At 71.3% G+C, this 19,439-nt stretch carries 13 protein-coding genes; 10 read left to right on the top strand and 3 right to left on the bottom strand.

Annotation, left to right across the window (positions count from 1 at the left end):
- Positions 1-63: 63 nt before the first annotated feature.
- Entirely contained in the window at positions 64-693 is a 630-nt protein-coding gene (locus tag GGR66_RS03550; RefSeq protein WP_255421558.1) for an isochorismatase family cysteine hydrolase, read from the top strand.
- Between the two features lie 6 nt (positions 694-699).
- Here the strand turns inward: GGR66_RS03550 and GGR66_RS03555 are convergent, their stop codons facing one another.
- The gene (locus GGR66_RS03555; RefSeq protein WP_184447227.1) at positions 700-2,001 is read right to left on the bottom strand and encodes an ATP-binding protein; all 1,302 of its coding nucleotides are present in this window, start codon (positions 1,999-2,001) and stop codon (positions 700-702) included.
- Positions 2,002-2,116: 115 nt separating this feature from the next.
- Between GGR66_RS03555 and GGR66_RS03560 the strand changes: the two genes are divergently transcribed.
- Positions 2,117-2,491, top strand: coding sequence for a response regulator (locus GGR66_RS03560; RefSeq protein WP_184447228.1), 375 nt, complete (start codon positions 2,117-2,119; stop codon positions 2,489-2,491).
- A 64-nt stretch (positions 2,492-2,555) separates the two neighbouring features.
- On the opposite strand, the gene GGR66_RS03565 is transcribed toward GGR66_RS03560, so the two are convergent.
- On the bottom strand, positions 2,556-2,780 hold the full coding sequence (locus tag GGR66_RS03565) for a hypothetical protein (RefSeq protein ID WP_184447229.1): 225 nt from the start codon (positions 2,778-2,780) through the stop codon (positions 2,556-2,558).
- 404 nt (positions 2,781-3,184) lie between these two features.
- On the opposite strand from GGR66_RS03565, the gene glgA reads away from it, so the two are divergent.
- The 7 genes from glgA (at position 3,185) to glgX (ending at position 15,973) form a co-directional block, all read left to right on the top strand.
- On the top strand, positions 3,185-4,813 hold the full coding sequence (gene glgA / locus GGR66_RS03570; RefSeq protein ID WP_184447230.1) for a glycogen synthase GlgA: 1,629 nt from the start codon (positions 3,185-3,187) through the stop codon (positions 4,811-4,813).
- Complete coding sequence (locus tag GGR66_RS03575; RefSeq protein ID WP_184447231.1) at positions 4,810-7,056, top strand: 1,4-alpha-glucan branching enzyme; 2,247 nt, start codon at positions 4,810-4,812, stop codon at positions 7,054-7,056. Before glgA ends, GGR66_RS03575 begins: the two co-directional genes overlap by 4 nt.
- Positions 7,057-7,058: 2 nt before the next feature.
- A complete protein-coding gene (treZ, locus tag GGR66_RS03580; RefSeq protein ID WP_184447232.1) occupies positions 7,059-8,846 on the top strand; it encodes a malto-oligosyltrehalose trehalohydrolase in 1,788 nt (595 codons plus the stop codon).
- A 151-nt stretch (positions 8,847-8,997) separates the two neighbouring features.
- A complete protein-coding gene (gene malQ / locus GGR66_RS03585) occupies positions 8,998-10,965 on the top strand; it encodes a 4-alpha-glucanotransferase (protein ID WP_184447233.1) in 1,968 nt (655 codons plus the stop codon).
- The gene (gene treY, locus GGR66_RS03590) at positions 10,962-13,577 is read left to right on the top strand and encodes a malto-oligosyltrehalose synthase (protein WP_184447455.1); all 2,616 of its coding nucleotides are present in this window, start codon (positions 10,962-10,964) and stop codon (positions 13,575-13,577) included. Before malQ ends, treY begins: the two co-directional genes overlap by 4 nt.
- Positions 13,578-13,591: 14 nt before the next feature.
- Entirely contained in the window at positions 13,592-13,798 is a 207-nt protein-coding gene (locus GGR66_RS03595; RefSeq protein WP_160969709.1) for a DUF2934 domain-containing protein, read from the top strand.
- A 9-nt stretch (positions 13,799-13,807) separates the two neighbouring features.
- Positions 13,808-15,973: a glycogen debranching protein GlgX gene (gene glgX, locus GGR66_RS03600; RefSeq protein ID WP_184447234.1), complete on the top strand. Its 2,166-nt coding sequence runs from the start codon at positions 13,808-13,810 to the stop codon at positions 15,971-15,973.
- A 221-nt stretch (positions 15,974-16,194) separates the two neighbouring features.
- Here the strand turns inward: glgX and GGR66_RS03605 are convergent, their stop codons facing one another.
- Entirely contained in the window at positions 16,195-18,177 is a 1,983-nt protein-coding gene (locus GGR66_RS03605) for a PEP/pyruvate-binding domain-containing protein (RefSeq protein ID WP_221236318.1), read from the bottom strand.
- 276 nt (positions 18,178-18,453) lie between these two features.
- On the opposite strand from GGR66_RS03605, the gene GGR66_RS03610 reads away from it, so the two are divergent.
- Complete coding sequence (locus GGR66_RS03610) at positions 18,454-19,437, top strand: NAD(P)-dependent oxidoreductase (RefSeq protein ID WP_184447235.1); 984 nt, start codon at positions 18,454-18,456, stop codon at positions 19,435-19,437.
- Positions 19,438-19,439 lie beyond the last annotated feature (2 nt).

Genomic DNA, 19,439 nt, shown 5'->3' on the forward strand with positions numbered 1-19,439 from the left:
CTCACCCTGGTTTCACCGCGCGCGCCGACCATGAAGCCCTGTCCGGCAATGGAGGATCGGCGCATGCGGCACCCGGCCCGGCGACGTACTGACACCCCTGGCGATCAGCCGCGCCCATCGACGTCCAAGCAGGCACCGACCCAGCCAGGGCAACCGGCGTTGCTGATCGTGGACATGATCAGCCGCTTCGATTTCCCCGGCGGCGTGCATCTGGCCGCCGCCGCGTTGCCGGTGGCCGAGCGCATCGCCCAGGTTCGTGCACGCTTCCATCGCCGCGGCTGGCCGGTGCTGTTCGCCAACGACAACTTCGCCGACTGGCGGACCGACTTCGAAGGCCTGTGGACGCTATGCGCCGATCCGGCGCAGCGCGGCGCGCAGATCGCCGCGTGCCTGGCGCCGCGCCCGCAGGACTACTACGTGCTCAAGCCCAAGCACTCCGCCTTTCTCGGCTCGGCCCTGGCCCTGCTGCTGGCGCGGCTGCAGACCACCCACCTGCTGGTGACCGGCATCGCCACCGATGCCTGCGTGCTGGCCACTGCGATCGATGCGCGCATGCGCGACTTCCAGGTGCAGGTGCCGCCATCGTGTTGCGCGGCGCTGGATGCCGGGCGCCAGCAACGGGCGCTGCGACTGCTGCGCGAGGCCTTCGCGGTGCGTATCAGCGACCGACTGCCGGCGCGCGCAGGCGGATGACGGCGATTACTCCGCCGCCGGCACCGGGCCTGCGCCCTCGTCGTCGTCGCCGAGTGGCCGGGGTACGAACGGAAACGCCAGGGTGATGGTGGTGCCGCGGCCCAGTTCCGATTCGACGTCGACGAAGCCGCCGGCCTGGCGCACCAGACCGTAGACCTGGGCCAACCCCAGCCCGGTGCCCTTGCCCTCGGGCTTGGTGGTGAAATACGCCTCGAACAGGCGCGACTTGACCTCCTCGGACATGCCTTCGCCCTGGTCAGCGACCGCCAGGGTCACGTAGCGGCCGGGCTGGCGCATCGCCGCCGCACGCGAGGGCGGCACCTCCAGCGCGCCGCAGCGGATCGTCACCGTATCGCCAGGGCGACAGGCGTCGCGCGCGTTCAGGGCCAGGTTCATCACCGCCTGCTCGACCGCATTGCGATCGGCGTAGGTCGTCGCCACCTCGTCGCATGCAATCAAGTGCAAGCGCATTTCGCCGCCCAGCGCCTGCGCCAGCAGCGGTTGCATCTGCCTCACCAATGCGTTCAGGTCCAGCCAGACCGGCTTGACCGGGTGCGCGCGGGCGAAACCGAGCAGGCGCCGGGTCATGCCCGCGCCGTGCTGCAGGGCCTCGCCGGCAATGCCGAGCAGGCGGCGCTGGTCCGGCTGCAAGCGCTGCGGATGGTCGGCGACCATGCTCACCGAGGTCATCGCGGTATGCAGCATGTTATTGAAGTCGTGCACCACGCCGGCGAGCATTTGCCCGATCGCCTCACCCTTCTGCGCCTGGGTCATCGCGCGCTCGGCCACGCGCTGCGCGGCCAGGGCGATGTCCAGTTGCCCGCGCAGCTGCGACTGCTCGGTCTGCCAGTGGCGGCCCAGCGCCGCCGCATCGGCCGGCAGCAGCGGCTGCTCTTCCGCATCGATGGGTGCCAGATCGCCCAGCGCGCGCAGCGCCTGCTCGATCTGGTACTGCTGGGTGACGTCGCGGCTGATCACCAGCACGCTCTCGACCCGCGCCGAGGCATTGGCCAGCGGACTGACCATCACGTGCCACCAGCGCCGGCGTCCATCCAGCGACGGGCGCTCGGCCCAGAATTCGCGCTGCTCGTTGCCGAGCGCCGCGGCAAAGGCGCCCTGAGTGAGCGAGCGCATGTCCTCGGGCCACAGCTCGGCCCAGGGGTGGCCGACGATGTCGGCGGGATCTGACACCCCGAGCAGGGCCAACCCGTGGGGATTGATCGAGCGCACGATGCCGTCGCGGCCGACTTCCTTGATGCAGTCGTGTGAAAGTTCGACGATCTGCCGATAGTGGGCGTGAGTGGACAAGCTGCGTCTCGCAGTGAATGTGGACGAGAATATCGGGATTGCCGGGGCGTCACCAGCGCTTCACCGACACATCGTGAAGCTGCAGTGGATTATTTATTAAAGCGATCACTGCATTATGCGCGTCACCTCCGCCTTCACCGCCATTCTTCTGGTGGAGGACGACCAAACGATTCGAGAGCTGGCTGCGGCCATGCTGGCCGCCGACGGGTACCGGGTGCTGTCGGCGGCGACCGCGCAGGAAGCGCTGGAGGTGCTGGAGCGGCACCCGGACGTGGAGTTGATCTTCAGCGACGTGCAGATGCCCCGCTGCGACGGCCTGAGCATGGTGCGCCAGTTGCGCCGCCGTGGCATCGACACCCCGGCCCTGCTGACCTCGGGCATGCATGCGCCGGAGCCGTGGATGCTGCCAGAACACACCGGCTTCCTGCCCAAGCCGTACCGCCGCGCCGACCTGCTGGCGGCATTGGATCGCCTGCAGACCGGAACCTGAGCAAGGCGATCGCCACGGTGCGTCGCCGCAGCGCTCGAACACGACGCGGGAGCGGAGTGCGGCGTCAGGCGAAGACCAGTTTTCCGTACCGTGCCGAACGGATCGCCGCCAGGCGCTCGGCGACGAAATAGGCGCCGGCATGCGCGTCACGGAAATACACCCCGTCGAATGCATGCCGGCCGAGCACCTCTCCATCATTGCCGCTGATGCGTATCTGCGGCTCCAGGACGCCATCGGGGAGTGGGCGCAGCAGCGCGTCGAGGACGAAACCGTCCAGCTCGCGGCGCATCTGCGGTTTCGAGACTGTCATGAGCACACTGCACCATAGACCGCATGAAGCTCGCACAACGGAGGTGGCCGCCACGGTCGCACGGGAAGCGCGACATGCCTGCGGCAACGGAAGCTAAACGATTCATTGGCGCATGCAGGACGGTCCAGGCCTGCGGCGCTTGACGTTCGGCGAATCCACTATGCGCTGTACTCACGATTTCGCCGTAGACAAGCGCGCGCTTCACGCCTCTTTTATCGCGCAATCCGTACTTTGCTCCTGCATTATCGCACTGCAACAATGCCGTCCCCTTTCGGCGCTGCTGTGCCTCTTCTCTGGTTTTACGTCGCGCGTCCGCCAGGACACGTGGCGGCAGTCGCTTTCCGTGTGTTCCCCGTCCTCCCCCCTTTCCAGACGGAACCGCCATGTCGCCCCCCACACCCGCCGACCTGACCGACAGACAACGCGATACCCATCCGGTGCTGCACGCGCCGCGCCGTCGCTACCGCGATGCACGCGGACGCTTCGTGCGCAACGCCGAGGTGACCGTCAAGCTGCACCCGGCGCCGCGCCGGACCAGCCTGTTCGTCACCTCGGAGATGGCCGACTTCATCAAGGCCGGCGGTCTGGGCGACGTCGCCGCGGCCTTGCCGCGCGCGCTGCGCGGCAGCTGCGACATCCGCGTGCTGATCCCGGGTTACCCCGCCGTGCTGCGCAAGACCGGGCCGCTGGAGATCGTCGGCCGCATCGCCGCGCACGCCGGGCTGCCGGATTGCGCGCTGGGCCGGGCCGAGCGCCCCGACGGCCTGTGCATCTATGTGCTGCTGTGCCCGCAACTGTTCGAGCGGCAGGGTTCGCCCTACGTGTGCAGCGAAGGCCGCGACTGGGAAGACAACGCGCTGCGTTTCGCCACCCTGTCCCACGCCGCGGCGCAGATCGCTGGCGGCCATGCCGGGCTGGACTGGACCCCGGAGTTGCTGCACCTCAACGACTGGCCGTGCGCCCTGGCCGCCGCCTACGTGCGCTGGTCCGGCGGCCGCACGCCGTGCCTGCTGACCATCCACAACCTCGCCTACCAGGGCCTGTTCCCGTATGCGATGGCCGGTGCCCTGGGCATCCCCGCCGACGGCCTGCAGGACCTGGAGTTCTACGGGCAGATGTCGTTCCTGCGCGCGGGCATCGTCCACGCCGACCACGTCAACACGGTCAGCGTCAGCTACGCCGCGCAGATCACCGGCCCGGCGCAGGGCTGCGGCCTGGACGCGCTGCTGGCGCGGCGCGCCGCCAACGGCCGCCTCAGCGGCATCGTCAACGGCATCGACGCCAGCTGGGATCCGCGCACCGACGCGCATCTGCCGGCCCACTTCGGTGTCGGCCAGATCCAGGGCAAGCACGAGAACGCGGCGCAGGTGCGCCAGGCGTTCGGCTTGCTCGACAGCGACGGCCCGCTGTTCGCGGTGGTCTCGCGGCTGGTGCACCAGAAAGGGCTCGACCTGATCTGCGAGGTGGCGCCGCAGATCGTCGCCGCCGGCGGCCAGATCGTGATCATCGGCGGCGGCGAGCCGCAGATCGAGCAGGCGGTGGCGGCGCTGGCGCGGCGCTACCCCGGCCATGTCGGCGCGCACATCGGCTTCGAAGAGCCGCTGGCGCGGCGCATGTTCGCCGGCTCCGACTTCCTGCTGATGCCCTCGCGCTTCGAACCCTGCGGGCTAAGCCAGATGTACGCGCAGCGCTTCGGCAGCCTGCCGATCGCCCATGCCACCGGCGGCCTGATTGACACGGTGGACGACGGCGTCACCGGCTTCCTGTTCGAGGAAGCCTCGGCCGACGGCCTGCGCCGCTGCCTGCAGCGGGTGTTCCGCACCTTCCGCCTGCCGGGCCTGCTGCAGGCGATGCGCCGCGCGGCGATGCTGCGGCCCAGCGGCTGGGAGCTGGCCGGGCGCAAGTACATGGCGCTGTACGAGCGCGCCACCGCCACGACGGCGGCCGGCAACGTGGCGACTGTGGCCAGCGCCACGGTGCCGACCACTGCGAGTGCCATGGCCGCCGCATGAGCGATCAGGAACACGCCGTGGACCCGGCCGCCGGCCGGGACCCGGCGGCGGACGCGGAGGACGACGGCGACGGCCTTGCGCTGCAGGCGCTGGCGCGTGGCGAGGCGATCGATGCCTTCGCCTGGCTTGGTCCGCATCCACAGGCCGACGGCACGCTTCGGGTACGCGTGCTGGCGCCCGGCGCCGAGGCGCTGGGCCTGCTCGACGCGCAGGGCAAGCTGATCGCGCGGATGCGCACCCACCCGCAGGCCGACGGCCTGTTCGAGGGCGAGCTGAAGCAGCCCATGCACTACCGCCTGCGCATCGTGTGGCCGGACGCGGTGCAGGAATGCGACGACCCGTATGCCTTCGGGCCGACACTCGATCCGGCCTGGCTGCAGGACCTGGCCGCCGGCGACGGCGCTGCCCTGCGCATTGCGCTGGGCGCGCACCATGCCCGGGTGGGCGAAGTGGAGGGCGTGCGCTTCGCGGTGTGGGCGCCGCAGGCCAGGCGCGTGGCGCTGGTCGGCGACTTCAACAGCTGGGACGCGCGCCGGCATCCGCTGCGCCTGCATGCGGAATCCGGGGTCTGGGAGTTGTTCGTGCCGGGTCTGCATGGCGGCGAGCACTACCAGTACGAACTGCAGGCCGCCGACGGCAGCATGCTGCCGCGCAAGGCCGATCCGGTGGCGCGCTGCAGCGCCCTGGCGCCGTCCACCGCCTCGGTGGTGCCCTACGCCGACAGCCATGCCTGGGGCGATGCGGCCTGGCTGGCGCAGCGCGAGGCTCAGGCCGGCAGCGCGCAACCGCTGAGCATCTACGAACTGCATGCCGGCTCCTGGCGCCACGACGGCCACGGCCAGCCGCTGCACTGGGATGCGCTGGCCGCCGAGCTGATTCCGTACGTGCGCGGACTGGGCTTCACCCACATCGAGCTGCTACCGATCGCCGAATATCCGTTCGGCGGCTCCTGGGGCTACCAGCCGCTGGGCCTGTACGCGCCCACTGCGCGCCATGGCGACGCCGACGGCTTCGCGCGCTTCGTCGATGCCTGCCACCAGGCCGGCATCGGCGTGCTGCTGGACTGGGTCGGCGCGCACTTCCCCGACGACCCGCACGGCCTGCAGCGCTTCGACGGCAGCGCCCTGTACGAACACGCCGATCCGCGCGAAGGCGTGCATCGCGAGTGGAATACGCTGGTCTACAACTACGGCCGCCCGGAAGTGGTGGCCTACCTGATCGGCAGCGCGCTGGAGTGGATCGAGCGCTTCCATGTCGATGGCCTGCGCGTGGATGCGGTGGCGGCGATGCTGTACCGCGACTACGGCCGCAACGCCGGCGAGTGGATTCCCAACGCCCACGGCGGCCGCGAGAACCTGGAGGCGATCGCCTTCCTGCGCCAGCTCAACGACGAGATCGCGCAGCGCTTCCCCGGCGTGCGCACCATCGCCGAGGAATCCACCGCGTGGCCGGGCGCCACCGCGCCCACGCAGCAGGGCGGGCTGGGCTTCAGCCACAAGTGGAACATGGGCTGGGCGCACGACACCCTGCGCTACCTGCAGCGCGATCCGCTGTACCGGCAGCACCACCACAGCGAGATGACCTTCGGCCTGGTGTACGCGTTCTCCGAGCATTTCGTGCTGCCGCTGTCGCACGACGAGGTGGCGCGCGGCAAGGGCTCGCTGCTGGCGCGCATGCCCGGCGACGCCTGGCAGCGCTTCGCCAACCTGCGCGCCTACCTGGCCTTCATGTGGGCGCATCCCGGGCGCAAGTTGCTGTTCATGGGCTGCGAGTTCGGACAGTGGCAGGACTGGGACCACGACCGGCCGCTGGACTGGGCGCAGGCGCAGCAGCCCGAACACCGCGGCGTTGCCCGGCTGGTCGCCGACCTCAATCGTCAGTTGCGCGCGTTGCCGGCGCTGTACCGCAGCGACCGCAGCAGCGAAGGCTTCGAATGGAGCATCGCCGACGACCACCACAACAGCGTGTTCGCCTTCGTCCGCCACGACCGCGACGGCGGCGCGCCGCCGCTGCTGGCGGTGAGCAATTTCACGCCGACCGTACACCACGACTACCGCGTGGGGGTGCCGCGTAGCGGACGCTGGCGCGAGATTCTCAACAGCGACAGCGGCTATTACGGCGGTTCCAACCAAGGCAACGGCGGCGTGCTGTCGACCCTGCCGCAACCGATGCACGGGCATGCGCAATCGCTGGCGCTGACCCTGCCGCCGCTGTCCACCCTTTGGCTGCAACCGGACTTTTGAACATGGCCACGACCGCTGCATCGATCGACTCCCCTGCCGCACCGCGCGCGGCGCTGCGCCCCGGCGCCTGGCCGAGCGCCAACGGCGAGGTCGCCTTCGCGCTGTGGGCGCCGGATGCCGAGCGCGTGGAGCTGGTGTTCGACGACGATCGGCGGCAGACGCTGGAGGCGATCGGCGACGGCTACTTCGCCGCCACCCTGGCGTGTGCGCCCGGCACCCGCTACCGCTACGCCATCGACGGCGGCACGCCGGTGCCGGACCCGGCCTCGCGCTGGCAGCCGGACGGCGTGCACGGCGCCAGCGCGGTACTGGCCACCGACGGCTACGCGTGGCGCCACGGCGACTGGCGCGGCCGCCCCTGGGCCGAGACCGTGTTCTACGAACTGCACGTGGGCACCTGCGGCGGCTACGCCGGGTTGCGCGCGCAGTTGCCGACGCTGGCTGCGCTCGGCGTCACCGCGATCGAACTGATGCCGCTGGCCGAATTCCCGGGCCGCCACAACTGGGGCTACGACGGCGTGCTGCCGTACGCGCCGGCCTCGGCCTACGGCCATCCCGACGAGCTCAAGGCGCTGATCGACGAAGCCCACGGTCTGGGCCTGAGCGTGTTCCTGGACGTGGTCTACAACCACTTCGGCCCGGACGGCAACTATCTGGGCCAGTACGCCTCGACCTTCTTCCGCGAGGACGCGCCGACGCCCTGGGGCGCGGCGATCGACTTCCGCCTGGCGCCGGTGCAGCGCTACTTCATCGACAACGCGCTGATGTGGCTGCACGAGTACCGCTTCGACGGCCTGCGCCTGGATGCGGTGCACGCGATCGTGCCCAACGCCTTCCTCGACACCCTGCGCGAGGCGATCATGGCCAGCGTCGCCGACGGGCGCCATGTGCACCTGGTGCTGGAGAACGAGGCCAACCAGGCCGATGTGTTGGAACGCGGCTACAGCGCGCAGTGGGACGACGACTTCCACAACAGCCTGCACGTGCTGCTGACCGACGAACACGAGGGCTACTACGCCGGCTTCGCCGATGCGCCGGCGCAGCACCTGGCGCGGGTGCTCGGCGAAGGCTTCGCCTTCCAGGGCCAGGCCGACCATCGCGGGCACGCGCGCGGCGAGCCCAGCGGCCACCTGCCGCCGCACAAGTTCGTGATCTTCGCGCAGAACCACGACCAGATCGGCAACCGCGCCAGGGGCGACCGGCTGATCACCCAGGTGAGCGAACCGGCGCTGCGCGCGGCGCTGGCGCTGACCGCGCTGACCCCGATGATCCCGCTGTTCTTCATGGGCGAGCCGTGGGGCAGCCGGACCCCGTTCCAGTTCTTCACCGATTTCGCGCCGCCGCTGGACGAGGCGGTGCGCGAGGGCCGACGCCGCGAGTTCGCGCACTTCGCCGCCTTCGCCGATCCGGAGCAGCGCGCCACCATCCCCGATCCCAACGCGCCGAGCACCTTCCAGGCCTCCATCGCCGACATCAGCGACGCCACCCACGGCGACGGCGCGCGCTGGCGCGACTGGTTCGCGGCGCTGCTGGCGCTGCGCCGCCAGCACCTGGTGCCGGCGCTGACCCAGGCCAGTGCGCTGGGTGCGCGGGTCCTCGGTTCGAAGGCGGTGGCCGCGGGCTGGCGCCTGGGCGACGGCGAATGGCACGTGGCCGCCAACTTCGGCGACGCCCCGGTGGCGCTGGATCTGCCCGGTAGCACCGTGCACGCGGAGAACGCCGGCGACGACGCCACGCAGTTGCCGCCGAACGCCTTCGTCGCGCGCTACCGATCCGGCAGCGCCGCATGAGTCCGCGCTGTCGCGACGCCATCGCGACAGCGCACCCCGCACGCTGGCCGCCTCGTTCGCTGCGCATCGCCGCGTACGCGCCGCCGGCGCGTGCGGGCGGGACCGCGGCGGATCTCCCTTCTTCCGCCCTGCTGCCCGGTTTGCCCTCCCCATGACCGACACTTCCCTGCATACCCTGGCCGACGCCGCCGGCCTGCTGGTCGACTGGATCGATGCCAGCGACACGCCGCGCACGGTCGGCGACGACACCCTGCGCCACGTGCTCGGCGCGCTGGGTCTGGACGCGCACGACGCCGCGGCCTGCCGCGACAGCCTGCACCGGCTGCAGGCCGATACCGCGCTGCCCCCCCTGCTGACCGCCGACGCCGGCGCACCGGTCGAAGTCGGCGCCGCCCCCGGCGCGGCATATCGACTCGACAATGAAGACGGGCAGGCGCTGCACGGCCACTGCGACGCGCAGGGCCGCCTCGTCGCGCCCGACGCCGCCGGCTACTGGACCCTGCAGCACGGCGACCGCAGCACCACCCTGGCGGTGGCGCCGCCACGCTGCTTCGGCGTCGCCGATGCGGTGGGCGCAGCGCAGCCGCGGCGCTGGGGCCTGTCGCTGCAGGTGTATTCGGCGCCGGGCGCCTACGATGCCGGCATCGGCGACGCCGACGGCACCGCCGCCTGGGCCACGCGCATCGCCGCGGCCGGCGGCGATGCCATCGCCTTGAGCCCGGTGCACGCGGCGCGGCCGATCGGCGCGCATTACAGCCCGTATTCGCCCAGCGACCGGCGCTTCCTGGATCCGCTGCAGGCGGCGCCGGCGCGCGTGCTCGGTGCCGCTGCCGCACAGCGCGCGCTGGATGCGGCCGGGCTGGCGCAGGCGTTCGCCGAGGCGCAGGCCCGCCCGCTGATCGACTGGCCGGCCTCCGCTGCCTTGAAGTGGCAGTGGCTGCGGCAGCTGCACGCCGACTTCGACCACGCCGATGCCGCGCTGCACGCCGACCTGGCCGCGTTCGAACGCGATGGCGGCAGCGCCCTGCACGCGCACGCCGCGTTTGCCGCGCGCGACTTCGGCGATGCCGATCCGGGCCTGCACCGGTTCGCGCAGTGGCTGGCCGCGCGCAGTTGGGCCGACGTGCAGCGACAGGCGCGCGCCGACGGCATGGACATCGGCCTGATCGCCGACCTGGCGGTAGGCTTCGACGCGCACGGCGCCGAAGCCGCGGCTTGGCCGCAGGCGGTGCTGCAGGGCCTGGAACTGGGCGCACCGCCGGACGCCTTCAACGGCGACGGCCAGGCCTGGGGCATCTGCGGCTACGCACCGACCGCGCTGCGCGCCAGCGGCTTCGCACCGTTCATCGAGTTGCTGCGCGCAGTGATGCGCGATCGCGGCGGCGTGCGTATCGACCACATCCTCGGCCTGCTGCGGCTGTGGGTGATCCCGCGCGGGGCGTCTTCGTCCACCGGCGTGTACCTGCGTTATCCGCTGCACGACCTGCTGCGCCTGCTGGCGCTGGAATCCTGGCGGCACCGCGCGATCGTGATCGGCGAGGACCTGGGCGTGGTGCCGGACGGCATCCGCGCGGAGCTGTCGCGGCGCGGGGTGATGGGCATCGACGTGCTGCTGTTCACCCGCGACCGCGATGGCGCGTTCCTGCCGCCGGCGCAGTGGCGCAGCGACGCCCTCGCCACCACCACCACCCACGATCTGCCGACCCTGCGCGGCTGGCGCCGCGGCGAGGACATCGACTGGCGCCGGCGCCTGCAGCTGAGCGACGCCACGCAGCAACACGCCGACCACCAGGCGCGCAGCGACGACGTCGCGCACATGGACGAAGCGGTCGCCGCGGCGCTGCCGCCGGACCAGGCCGCCGACCCGGAACTGGGCGCGCTGCGCTTCGTCGCCGCCACGCCCTCGCCGCTGGCGCTGCTGCCGGCCGAGGACGCGCTGGGCCTGGACCAGCAACCGAACCTGCCCGGCACCGTCGACGGCCATCCGAACTGGCGCCGGCGCCTGCCGGCACCCGACGCGGCCGCAGCCGCTGCCACCCTCACCACACGCCTGGATGCCTTCGCGCAGACCCGCCAGACCACCGCCACCGCTGCGCAAGGAGCCGACGCATGCGCATGATTCCCCTGCGGGCCACCGCCCGCCTGCAACTGCATGCCGATTTCACCCTGCTCGATGCTGCCGCGCAGGTGCCGTATTACGCCGGGCTTGGCATCAGCCATCTGTACCTGTCGCCGATCGGCACCGCCGTGCCCGGCTCCACCCACGGCTACGACGTCACCGACCCGCGCCAGGTCAATCCCGAACTCGGCGGCGAGCCGGCGCTGCTGCACCTGTCCGAGCGTGCGCGCAGCCACGGCATGGGCCTGATCCTGGACATCGTGCCCAACCACATGGCCACCCACCCGAGCAATCCGTGGTGGTGGGACGTGCTCACCCATGGCCGGCGCAGCCGCCATGCCGGCTGGTTCGACATCGACTGGCGCGCGCCCGGGCGCGAGGGCAAGCTGTGGCTGCCGGTGCTGGACCGGCCTTATGCGCAGGCGCTGAGCGAAGGCGCGCTGCAATTGCAGGTGGCCGAGGACGGCAGCGTCGTCCTGCAGCACCACGACCAGCGTTTCCCGATCCGCCTGGACGGCGCCATCGCCCAGGAACCGGCCAGCGCGCGCCCGGCCTGGGCGGCGCGGCTCAACGACGCCGCGCGGCTGGGCGACGACGCCCTGCACCGGCTGATCGAACGCCAGTGCTATCGCCTGGCCTGGTGGCGGGTCGGCAACGACATGCTCAACTACCGCCGCTTCTTCGACATCACCTCGCTGGCGGCGCTGCGCGTGGAGCAGAACGACGTGTTCGCAGCGGTCCACGAGCTGCCGCTGCGGCTGGTCGCCGAGGGCCATCTCGATGGCGTGCGGGTCGACCACGTCGATGGCCTGGCCGACCCCACCGGCTACGTGCAGCGGCTGCGCACGCAACTGGATCGCGCCGGCCGCCGCCGCGGCATCGCCCCGGGCGGCATCGCCCTGTACCTGGAAAAGATCCTGGCGCCGCACGAGCAACTGCGCACCGACTGGCCCTGCGACGGCACCACCGGCTACGACTTCATGGACCAGGTCGCCGCGGTGCTGCACGACCCGGCCGGCGCCGAACCGCTGACCGCGCTGTGGCGACGCTGGAGCGGACGCAGCGGCGACTTCGGCCAGGAGCAGCGCGCCGCGCGCGACGAAATCCTGCAGGGCTCGCTGCAGGCCGAGTTCGTGCGCACCGTGCAGGCGCTGGGCGCCGCCGCGCACCTGGATCCGCTGACCCGCGAGTTCAGCCCGCAGATGCTGGCGCGCGGGCTGATGGCCTTGCTGCGGCACTTCGAGGTGTATCGCACCTACGCCGGGCCCGACGGCCTGGACGACGACGATGCGGCGCGCCTGGCCCAGGCCGCGCAGCGCGCGCGTGCCGGCGCCGAACCGCGGGTGTGCGCGGCGATCGACGCGATCGAACGCTGGAGCCGCGACGGCCGCGGCACGGGCAAGGCACAGGTGGCGCTGCGGCGGATCGTGCGCCGGCGCCTGGAACAGCTGTCGGCGCCGCTCAACGCCAAGTCGGTGGAGGACACCTCCTTCTACCGCCACGGCGTGCTGCTCTCGCGCAACGAGGTGGGCAGCGAGCCGGACGTGTTCGCGCTGACGCCGGCCGAATTCCACGCGGCCAACGCGATGCGCGCGGAGCGCTATCCGCGCGCGCTGCTGGCCACCGCCACCCATGACCACAAGCGCGGCGAAGACGTGCGCATGCGCCTGGCCGCACTCAGCGCGCAGGCGCCGTGGTGGGACGCGCAGGTGACGCGGTTCCAGGCGCTGTCGGCCGACCTGCTACCGGCCGGCAGCGCCGCGCCGCTGCCCGGCGACCTGCTGATGCTGTGGCAGATGCTGGTGGCGGCGTGGCCGCTGGAACTGGCGGTGGACGATGCCGACGGCCTGCGCGACTACGCCGAGCGCATCGGCGCCTGGCAGCTCAAGGCCGCCCGCGAAGCCAAGCTGCGCACCCACTGGACCTGGCCGGACGAGGACTACGAGCGCACTGCGCGCGCCCTGCTCGATGCCGCACTGCTGCAGCCGGCCGGCGCCGCGCTGCGCGAGGCGCTGGCGCAGGCCGCCGCGGCGCTGGCCCCGGCCGGCGCGCTCAACAGCCTGGTGCAGACCACCCTGCGCCTGACCCTGCCCGGCGTGCCCGACCTGTATCAGGGCAGCGAGGGCTGGGACCTGTCGCTGGTGGATCCGGACAACCGCCGCCCGGTGGACTACGCGCTGCGCCAGGCCTGGCTGGGCGACGCCACCGCCCCAGGCGCGCTGCTGCAGGACTGGCACAGCGGCCACGTCAAGGCCTGGCTGACCGCACAGCTGCTGCAACTGCGGCGCGCGCATCCGGCCCTGTTCGCGCACGGCAGCTACACGCCGCTGCAGGCGCAGGGCCCGCAGGCGCAGCACGTGCTCGGCTTCGTGCGCGAACACGAGGGCGCCTCGCTGGTGGTAGCGGTACCGCGGCTGAGCGCCGCCGCGCAGGCGTTGCGGCCGGACGCGCCGCTGCGGGCGCCGCTGGACTGGCGTAACACGGTTCTGACACTGCCCCAGGCAGAGTATCGCCCGGTGCTGGCCGATGCTGCCGTCGCGACAACCTCGGCCATTCCGGTATCGGCGCTGTTCGCCGAGTTCCCGGTGGCCGTACTGGTCGCCTCCCCCTGATTCCGCAAGAAGCCATGGACGCAGAAACACGCCAACGCCGCATCCGCCAACTCGCACACGAAATCTGGGAAGCCGAAGGGCGACCCGACGGCCGCGCCGCCCGCCACTGGGCCATGGCCGAACGCCTGGTGGACGCGGAGGCGGCCGCCGAAGCCGAGGCCGAGGCGCTGCCGCCGCAGCAACCGCGACGCAGCGCCGGCAACGGCAGCACCTCTTCGTAAGGATCCTTCATGCCCGTGCGCAAGCTCACCCGCCGTTCGCGTATCCGCGAGGGCCTGCCGTACCCCCTGGGCGCCACCTGGGATGGCCTGGGGGTGAACTTCGCCCTGTACTCGGCGCACGCCACCAAGGTGGAGCTGTGCCTGTTCGACGACCGCGGCCGCGAGATCGAACGCATCGCCCTGCCCGAGTACACCGACGAGATCTGGCACGGCTACCTGCCCGACGCGCGCCCGGGCCAGCTCTACGGCTACCGCGTGTACGGCCCGTACGCGCCCGACGCCGGCCACCGCTTCAATCCCAACAAGCTGCTGCTCGATCCCTACGCCAAGCAACTGGTCGGCGAACTGAAATGGGCGCCGGCCCTGTTCGGCTACACCATCGGCCACAAGGATGCCGACCTCAGCTTCGATCGCCGCGACAGCGCCGCCTACATGCCCAAGTGCGCGGTGATCGATCCGGCCTTCACCTGGGGCAAGGACCAGCGCCCGCAGACGCCGTGGGACAGCACGGTGATCTACGAGACCCATCTGCGCGGCACCACCATGCGCCACCCCTCGGTGCCCGAAGCCTGGCGCGGCACCTTCTCCGGGCTGAAGGTCGACGAGGTGGTCGAGCACATCAAGCGCCTGGGCATGACCGCGGTGGAGCTGCTGCCGGTGCACGCCTTCGTCGACGACGAATACCTGCTCAAGCAGGGACTGCGCAACTACTGGGGCTACAACACCATCGGCTTCTTCGCCCCGCACCCGCGCTACATGGCCACGCGCACCGTGTCCGAGTTCAAGCAGATGGTGGCGCGCCTGCACAGTGCCGGGCTGGAAGTGATCCTGGACGTGGTCTACAACCACACCGCCGAAGGCAACGAGCTGGGGCCGACGCTGTCGTTCAAGGGCATCGACAACGCCAGCTACTACCGCCTGGCCGAGGACCGTCGCTTCTACATCAACGACACCGGCACCGGCAACACCTTCGACCTGACCAATGCCGGCGCACTGCGCATGGTCAACGACTCGCTGCGCTACTGGGTGGCGGAGATGCACGTGGACGGGTTCCGCTTCGACCTGGCCACCATCCTCGGCCGCGAGCACCATGGCTTCGACCCCAAGGGCGGCTTCCTCGACGCCTGCCGCCAGGACCCGCTGCTGAGCCAGGTCAAGCTGATCGCCGAGCCATGGGACGTCGGTCCCGGCGGCTACCAGGTCGGCGCATTCCCGCCGGGCTGGTCGGAGTGGAACGACAAGTTCCGCGACAACGTGCGCGCGTTCTGGCGTGGCGACGAAGGCCAGCTGGCCGAACTGGCCACGCGCCTGACCGGCTCGGCCGACCTGTTCCACCACCGCGGCCGCCGCCCCACCGCCTCGGTCAACTTCGTCACCGCCCACGACGGCTTCACCCTGCACGACCTGGTCAGCTACGCGCACAAGCACAACGAGGCCAACGGCGAGCACAACCGCGACGGCTCGGACAACAACATCTCCGCCAACTACGGCGTGGAAGGCGAGACCGACGACGAAGACATCAATGCCCTGCGCCTGCGGCAGATGCGCAACATGCTGGCCACCCTGCTGCTGTCGCAGGGCACGCCGATGCTGCTGGCCGGCGACGAGTTCGGCCGCAGCAAGGGCGGCAACAACAACACCTACTGCCAGGACAACGAACTGACCTGGCTGAACTGGGAAGCCGGCCCGCGCGCGCACCAGCTCAGCGCCTTCGTCTCGCGCCTGACCCACCTGCGCGCGCACTACCCGCTGCTGCACCGTGCGCGTTTCTTCGACGGCGTCTACGACGAGGAACTGGGCATCAAGGACGTGACCTGGCTGGCCCCGGACGGCGAGGAAATGACCGAAGCCTCCTGGCACGACCCGCACGCACGCGCGCTGATGATGCGCCTGGATGGCCGCGCCCCGTCCAGCGGCCTGCGCCAGGCCGCGTCCAACGTGACCCTGCTGATGATCGTCAACGGCGCGGTCGAGGACGTGCAATTCACCCTGCCGCTGGTGGAAGGCGAACACTGGCGCGTGCTGATCGACACCGCCGAGCGCGACCATGAGCATGGCCTGCCCGGCGGCGCGCAGTGGCACGGCATCGGTCGCTCGCTGACCCTGCTGGCGGCCGAGCGCGACAACAAGTCCACTGCCGCGCATCACCGCAATGCGGATGCGCCGGCGGCGTAATCTGATGGGAGCGCCCGGCGATCTGCCGGGCGCTGCGCGTCGCGGCTGAAGCCGCTTTTACAGAAGCTCGGCAAAAGGCGAACGTCGCGAGCTGTCGTCCGCAGGAGCGGCTTCAGCGCCGCGACCCGACATCGATGGAACCCCGGCACCGCTTCGTCGCCCCTGCGGCCCACCGCAATCGCCCGCGCGGATAGCATCGCCGACAACAGCTTGACGGCGGCTCATTGGTGCCCGCCCCGCTCCACATACGGCCGCGCCTGCAGGATCACCACCTCGTCGCCCACCACGGCCCACTCGATGTCCTGGTCGGCGCCGCCCAGGGCCTGCTTGGTCATCGCGCCAACCTTCGCCAGCCGCGCGATGAGGGCGTCGGTCAGCACCTGGCGGGTACCGGTGATCGGCACCTCGCGGACGCCGCCGGCGGCGTTGGCCACGAGCTGGGTGTCCTCGGCCGAGCGGCTCAGCACCTGCACCGCCTTGGACCAGCTCGAATACATCACCTGTTCGGCCTGGCGCTTGCCCTCGACCACACGGATGCCCAGACCGCGCTTGGCCGAGATGTAGGTGACGTGGCGGCGCGCGGCATCGAACGGGTCGCGGGTGATCATCACGCCGGAGCTGTCCGAGGGCGCGGCCAACTGCACCAGCACCGCCATGGCCACCGCGTCCTGCGGCAGGCCGGCGGCGGCGCGTGCTTCGTAGGCCTCGAAGTTGTACACCGACGCCCACACCGTCTGCACGGCCCTGGCCAAGGCGTCGGCGCGGGTGACGTTGGGCACGGTGGTGTACAGGCCGGCGCCGCTGAAGCCGGGTAGATCCTCGGAGTTGGACGAACTGCGCACGAATACGCCGGCGCCATGCAGTTGTTCGCGCCACTGCGCCTCCAGCGCGCGCACGAAGGCGGGATCGGGCACGGCGTCGGCGATCTCGCCGCGCAGCGTCGCCAGCGCGGCGCGGCGCACCTCCGCGTCGGTGGCGAAGCCGGGGCGACGCTGCAGGTCGTGCAGGCGCTGGTCGACCTGCAGGCGCTGCAGCGTCGCCTGGTAGAACGCGAACGGAATGCAGAAGCCGTTCGGCACGCGCGCGGCTGGCGGCAGCACCGCCTTCAACGTGCCGAGATTGGCCGCCTTGGTCCCGCATGCCCGGCTGTCGCTGGCGCGCAGCGCCGCCAGCGGCTTGAGCGCGGCCACGCGCAGGTCCGGACGCGGCAGCGTGCGTGCCGCGCTGCGTGGGGCGGCAGCGGGTGCGGCCGCCGGCGGCCCCGCCAGCGGTGTCACCCGGTAATCGTTGTGGGTGACATCCAGTTGCACCCAGCGGCCGTCGTACTGGCGCAACGCCGCCTGTGCATCGCGCACGTACACATTGGGAATGCCCCAGCCCTTGGCCAGCAGGTTGACGTGCGACAACAGCGTGGACGGGCGCTGCGTGACCAGGCCGGCGACCGGCGCCAACGCGATCGGTACCTCGTCCAGCACCGGGATGTCACGCGGCGACAGCGTGCGGAACTGCGCCTCCGAGCGCACGATGCGCAGCCGCCCCTCGGCGTGGCCGGTATTCAACGGCAGGAAGCGCTGCTCGCGCAGCAGCGCCTCCTGGGTGACGAACGCCAGCCCGGCGCTACGGGCCAGTTGCTCGTGCAGCGTGGAATTGGTCTTGAACCGCAGCGTGTCGAAGAACGACGCACGCAAGGCGGCATCGGTCTGCTGCAGCAGCGGTGCAGTGAGCAGGTCGCCCTCCCAGAACTCGTAGGTGTAGCCCGGCAGGTCCTGCTGCCAGCTCAGGGTGCCGAACAGGAAGCGCCGCTGCGGATCGCGGTACTGCGCCTTCAGCGCCGCCTTACCCATGCGCGGCGCCAGGCGCTGGCGCACGAACGGTTCGTGCAGCGCGAACCGCGGCGTGTTGAGGTAATAGACGCGACCGCCCTGCTGCCGGTCGATCACGAACAGCAGATGCGGCAGCTCCAGCGCGGTGCCGGCGTTGTAGACCCGCGCCAGTTGCATGAACTGCGCGCGGCTGTCGAGGCGCGGCAGGAAATCGGGTCCGGTCGCCGGCTGCGCGGCGGCGTCGCGGCCTGGGCGTTGCTCGTAGGCAGATGGCTTGCGCGCGGTCTGCGCCAGCGTGGGCGCCACGTGCCACAGCAGCGCAAAAAGGAAGCACCACGCCGACACGCGTGGCCAGGCAAGCGGCGGACGGGCTCGATCCATGATGCCGGTTCGGGAGGACGAAGAGCGCGGATCATACGCCAGCGCCTGCGCGTTGGCTGCGCGGCGAGGCGCTGCCGGCGGGGCCGGGCATTCGCTGTCGGTGCGGACCGTTGGTGGGATGGCGCGATGGCAAGAACGCGATGGCGCCCCATGCCGAACAGCTCCATCGGATCGTCCTTTCGGTATCGTTGGCGGACAGAACGCTGCGCAGCCGCGTGCGGCCCCGCCGCCTGCCTGCCCGCGACCTGACGCATCTCGCCCCAGCAAGGAGTCCGCATGCCGCTGTATCCCCTGTTCGCCGACCTGGCTGGACGCCGCGTGCTGGTCGTCGGCGGCGGCGAGGTGGCGATGCGCAAGATCGAGGCGCTGCTGCACGCCGGCGCCGACGTGCTGGTGTACGCGCACGCGCTCAACCCCACCGTAGCGCAGTGGCTGGCGCAGGGCCGCCTGCAGCGCGCCGACGGCGCCTTCGACCCGCAGTGGCTGGACGACGCCTGGCTGGTGGTAGCGGCCACCGACGACGAGGCATTCAATCGGCAGTTGGCCGAGCAGGCCGGGGCGCGGCGCAAGTGGGTCAACGTAGTCGACGACGCCGCGCTGTCGACGTTCCAGGTGCCGGCGATCATCGACCGCGATCCGCTGCTGATCGCGATCTCCTCCAGCGGCGCGGCGCCGATGCTGGCGCGGCGCCTGCGCGAGCGCTGGGAAACCGAACTGGACCATTCCTACGCCGAACTGGCGCAACTGTTCGCACGCCACCGCGCCGCGATCCGTGCACGCCTGCCGGAGTTGGCGCAGCGCCGACGCTGGTTCGAGCAAGTGCTGGAGGGGCCGGTGCAGACGCTGCTGCAGAGCGGCCAGCGCGACGCCGCCGAGCAGGCCTTTACCGACAGCCTGCAACGCAGCGACGAGGTACCGCGGCAGGGCAGCGTGTGGCTGGTCGGCACCGGCACCGGCGACCCCGGCGCGCTGACGCTGAAGGCGCTGCGTGCGCTCAACCAGGCCGACCTATTGCTATGCGGTGCACAGGTGAGCGCGGCAGTACTGGGCATGGCACGCCGCGATGCCAGCCGCCAGCCGTTGCCGGAGGATCCGGCAGCGCACCTGGCGCTGCTGGTCGAACAGGCGCAGGCCGGGCAGCGCGTGGTCAGCCTGCTGCCGGGCGATGCGTTTCGGCAGGCGCCGCATGACGCGCTGGCGGCGCAGTTGACCGCGGCCGGCATCGCCTGCGAGGTGGTGCCCGGCGTCGCGCCGGGCTAAAT

The organism is Xanthomonas sp. 3498, assembly GCF_014199795.1.
GTDB classification, from domain to species: domain Bacteria; phylum Pseudomonadota; class Gammaproteobacteria; order Xanthomonadales; family Xanthomonadaceae; genus Xanthomonas_A; species Xanthomonas_A rydalmerensis.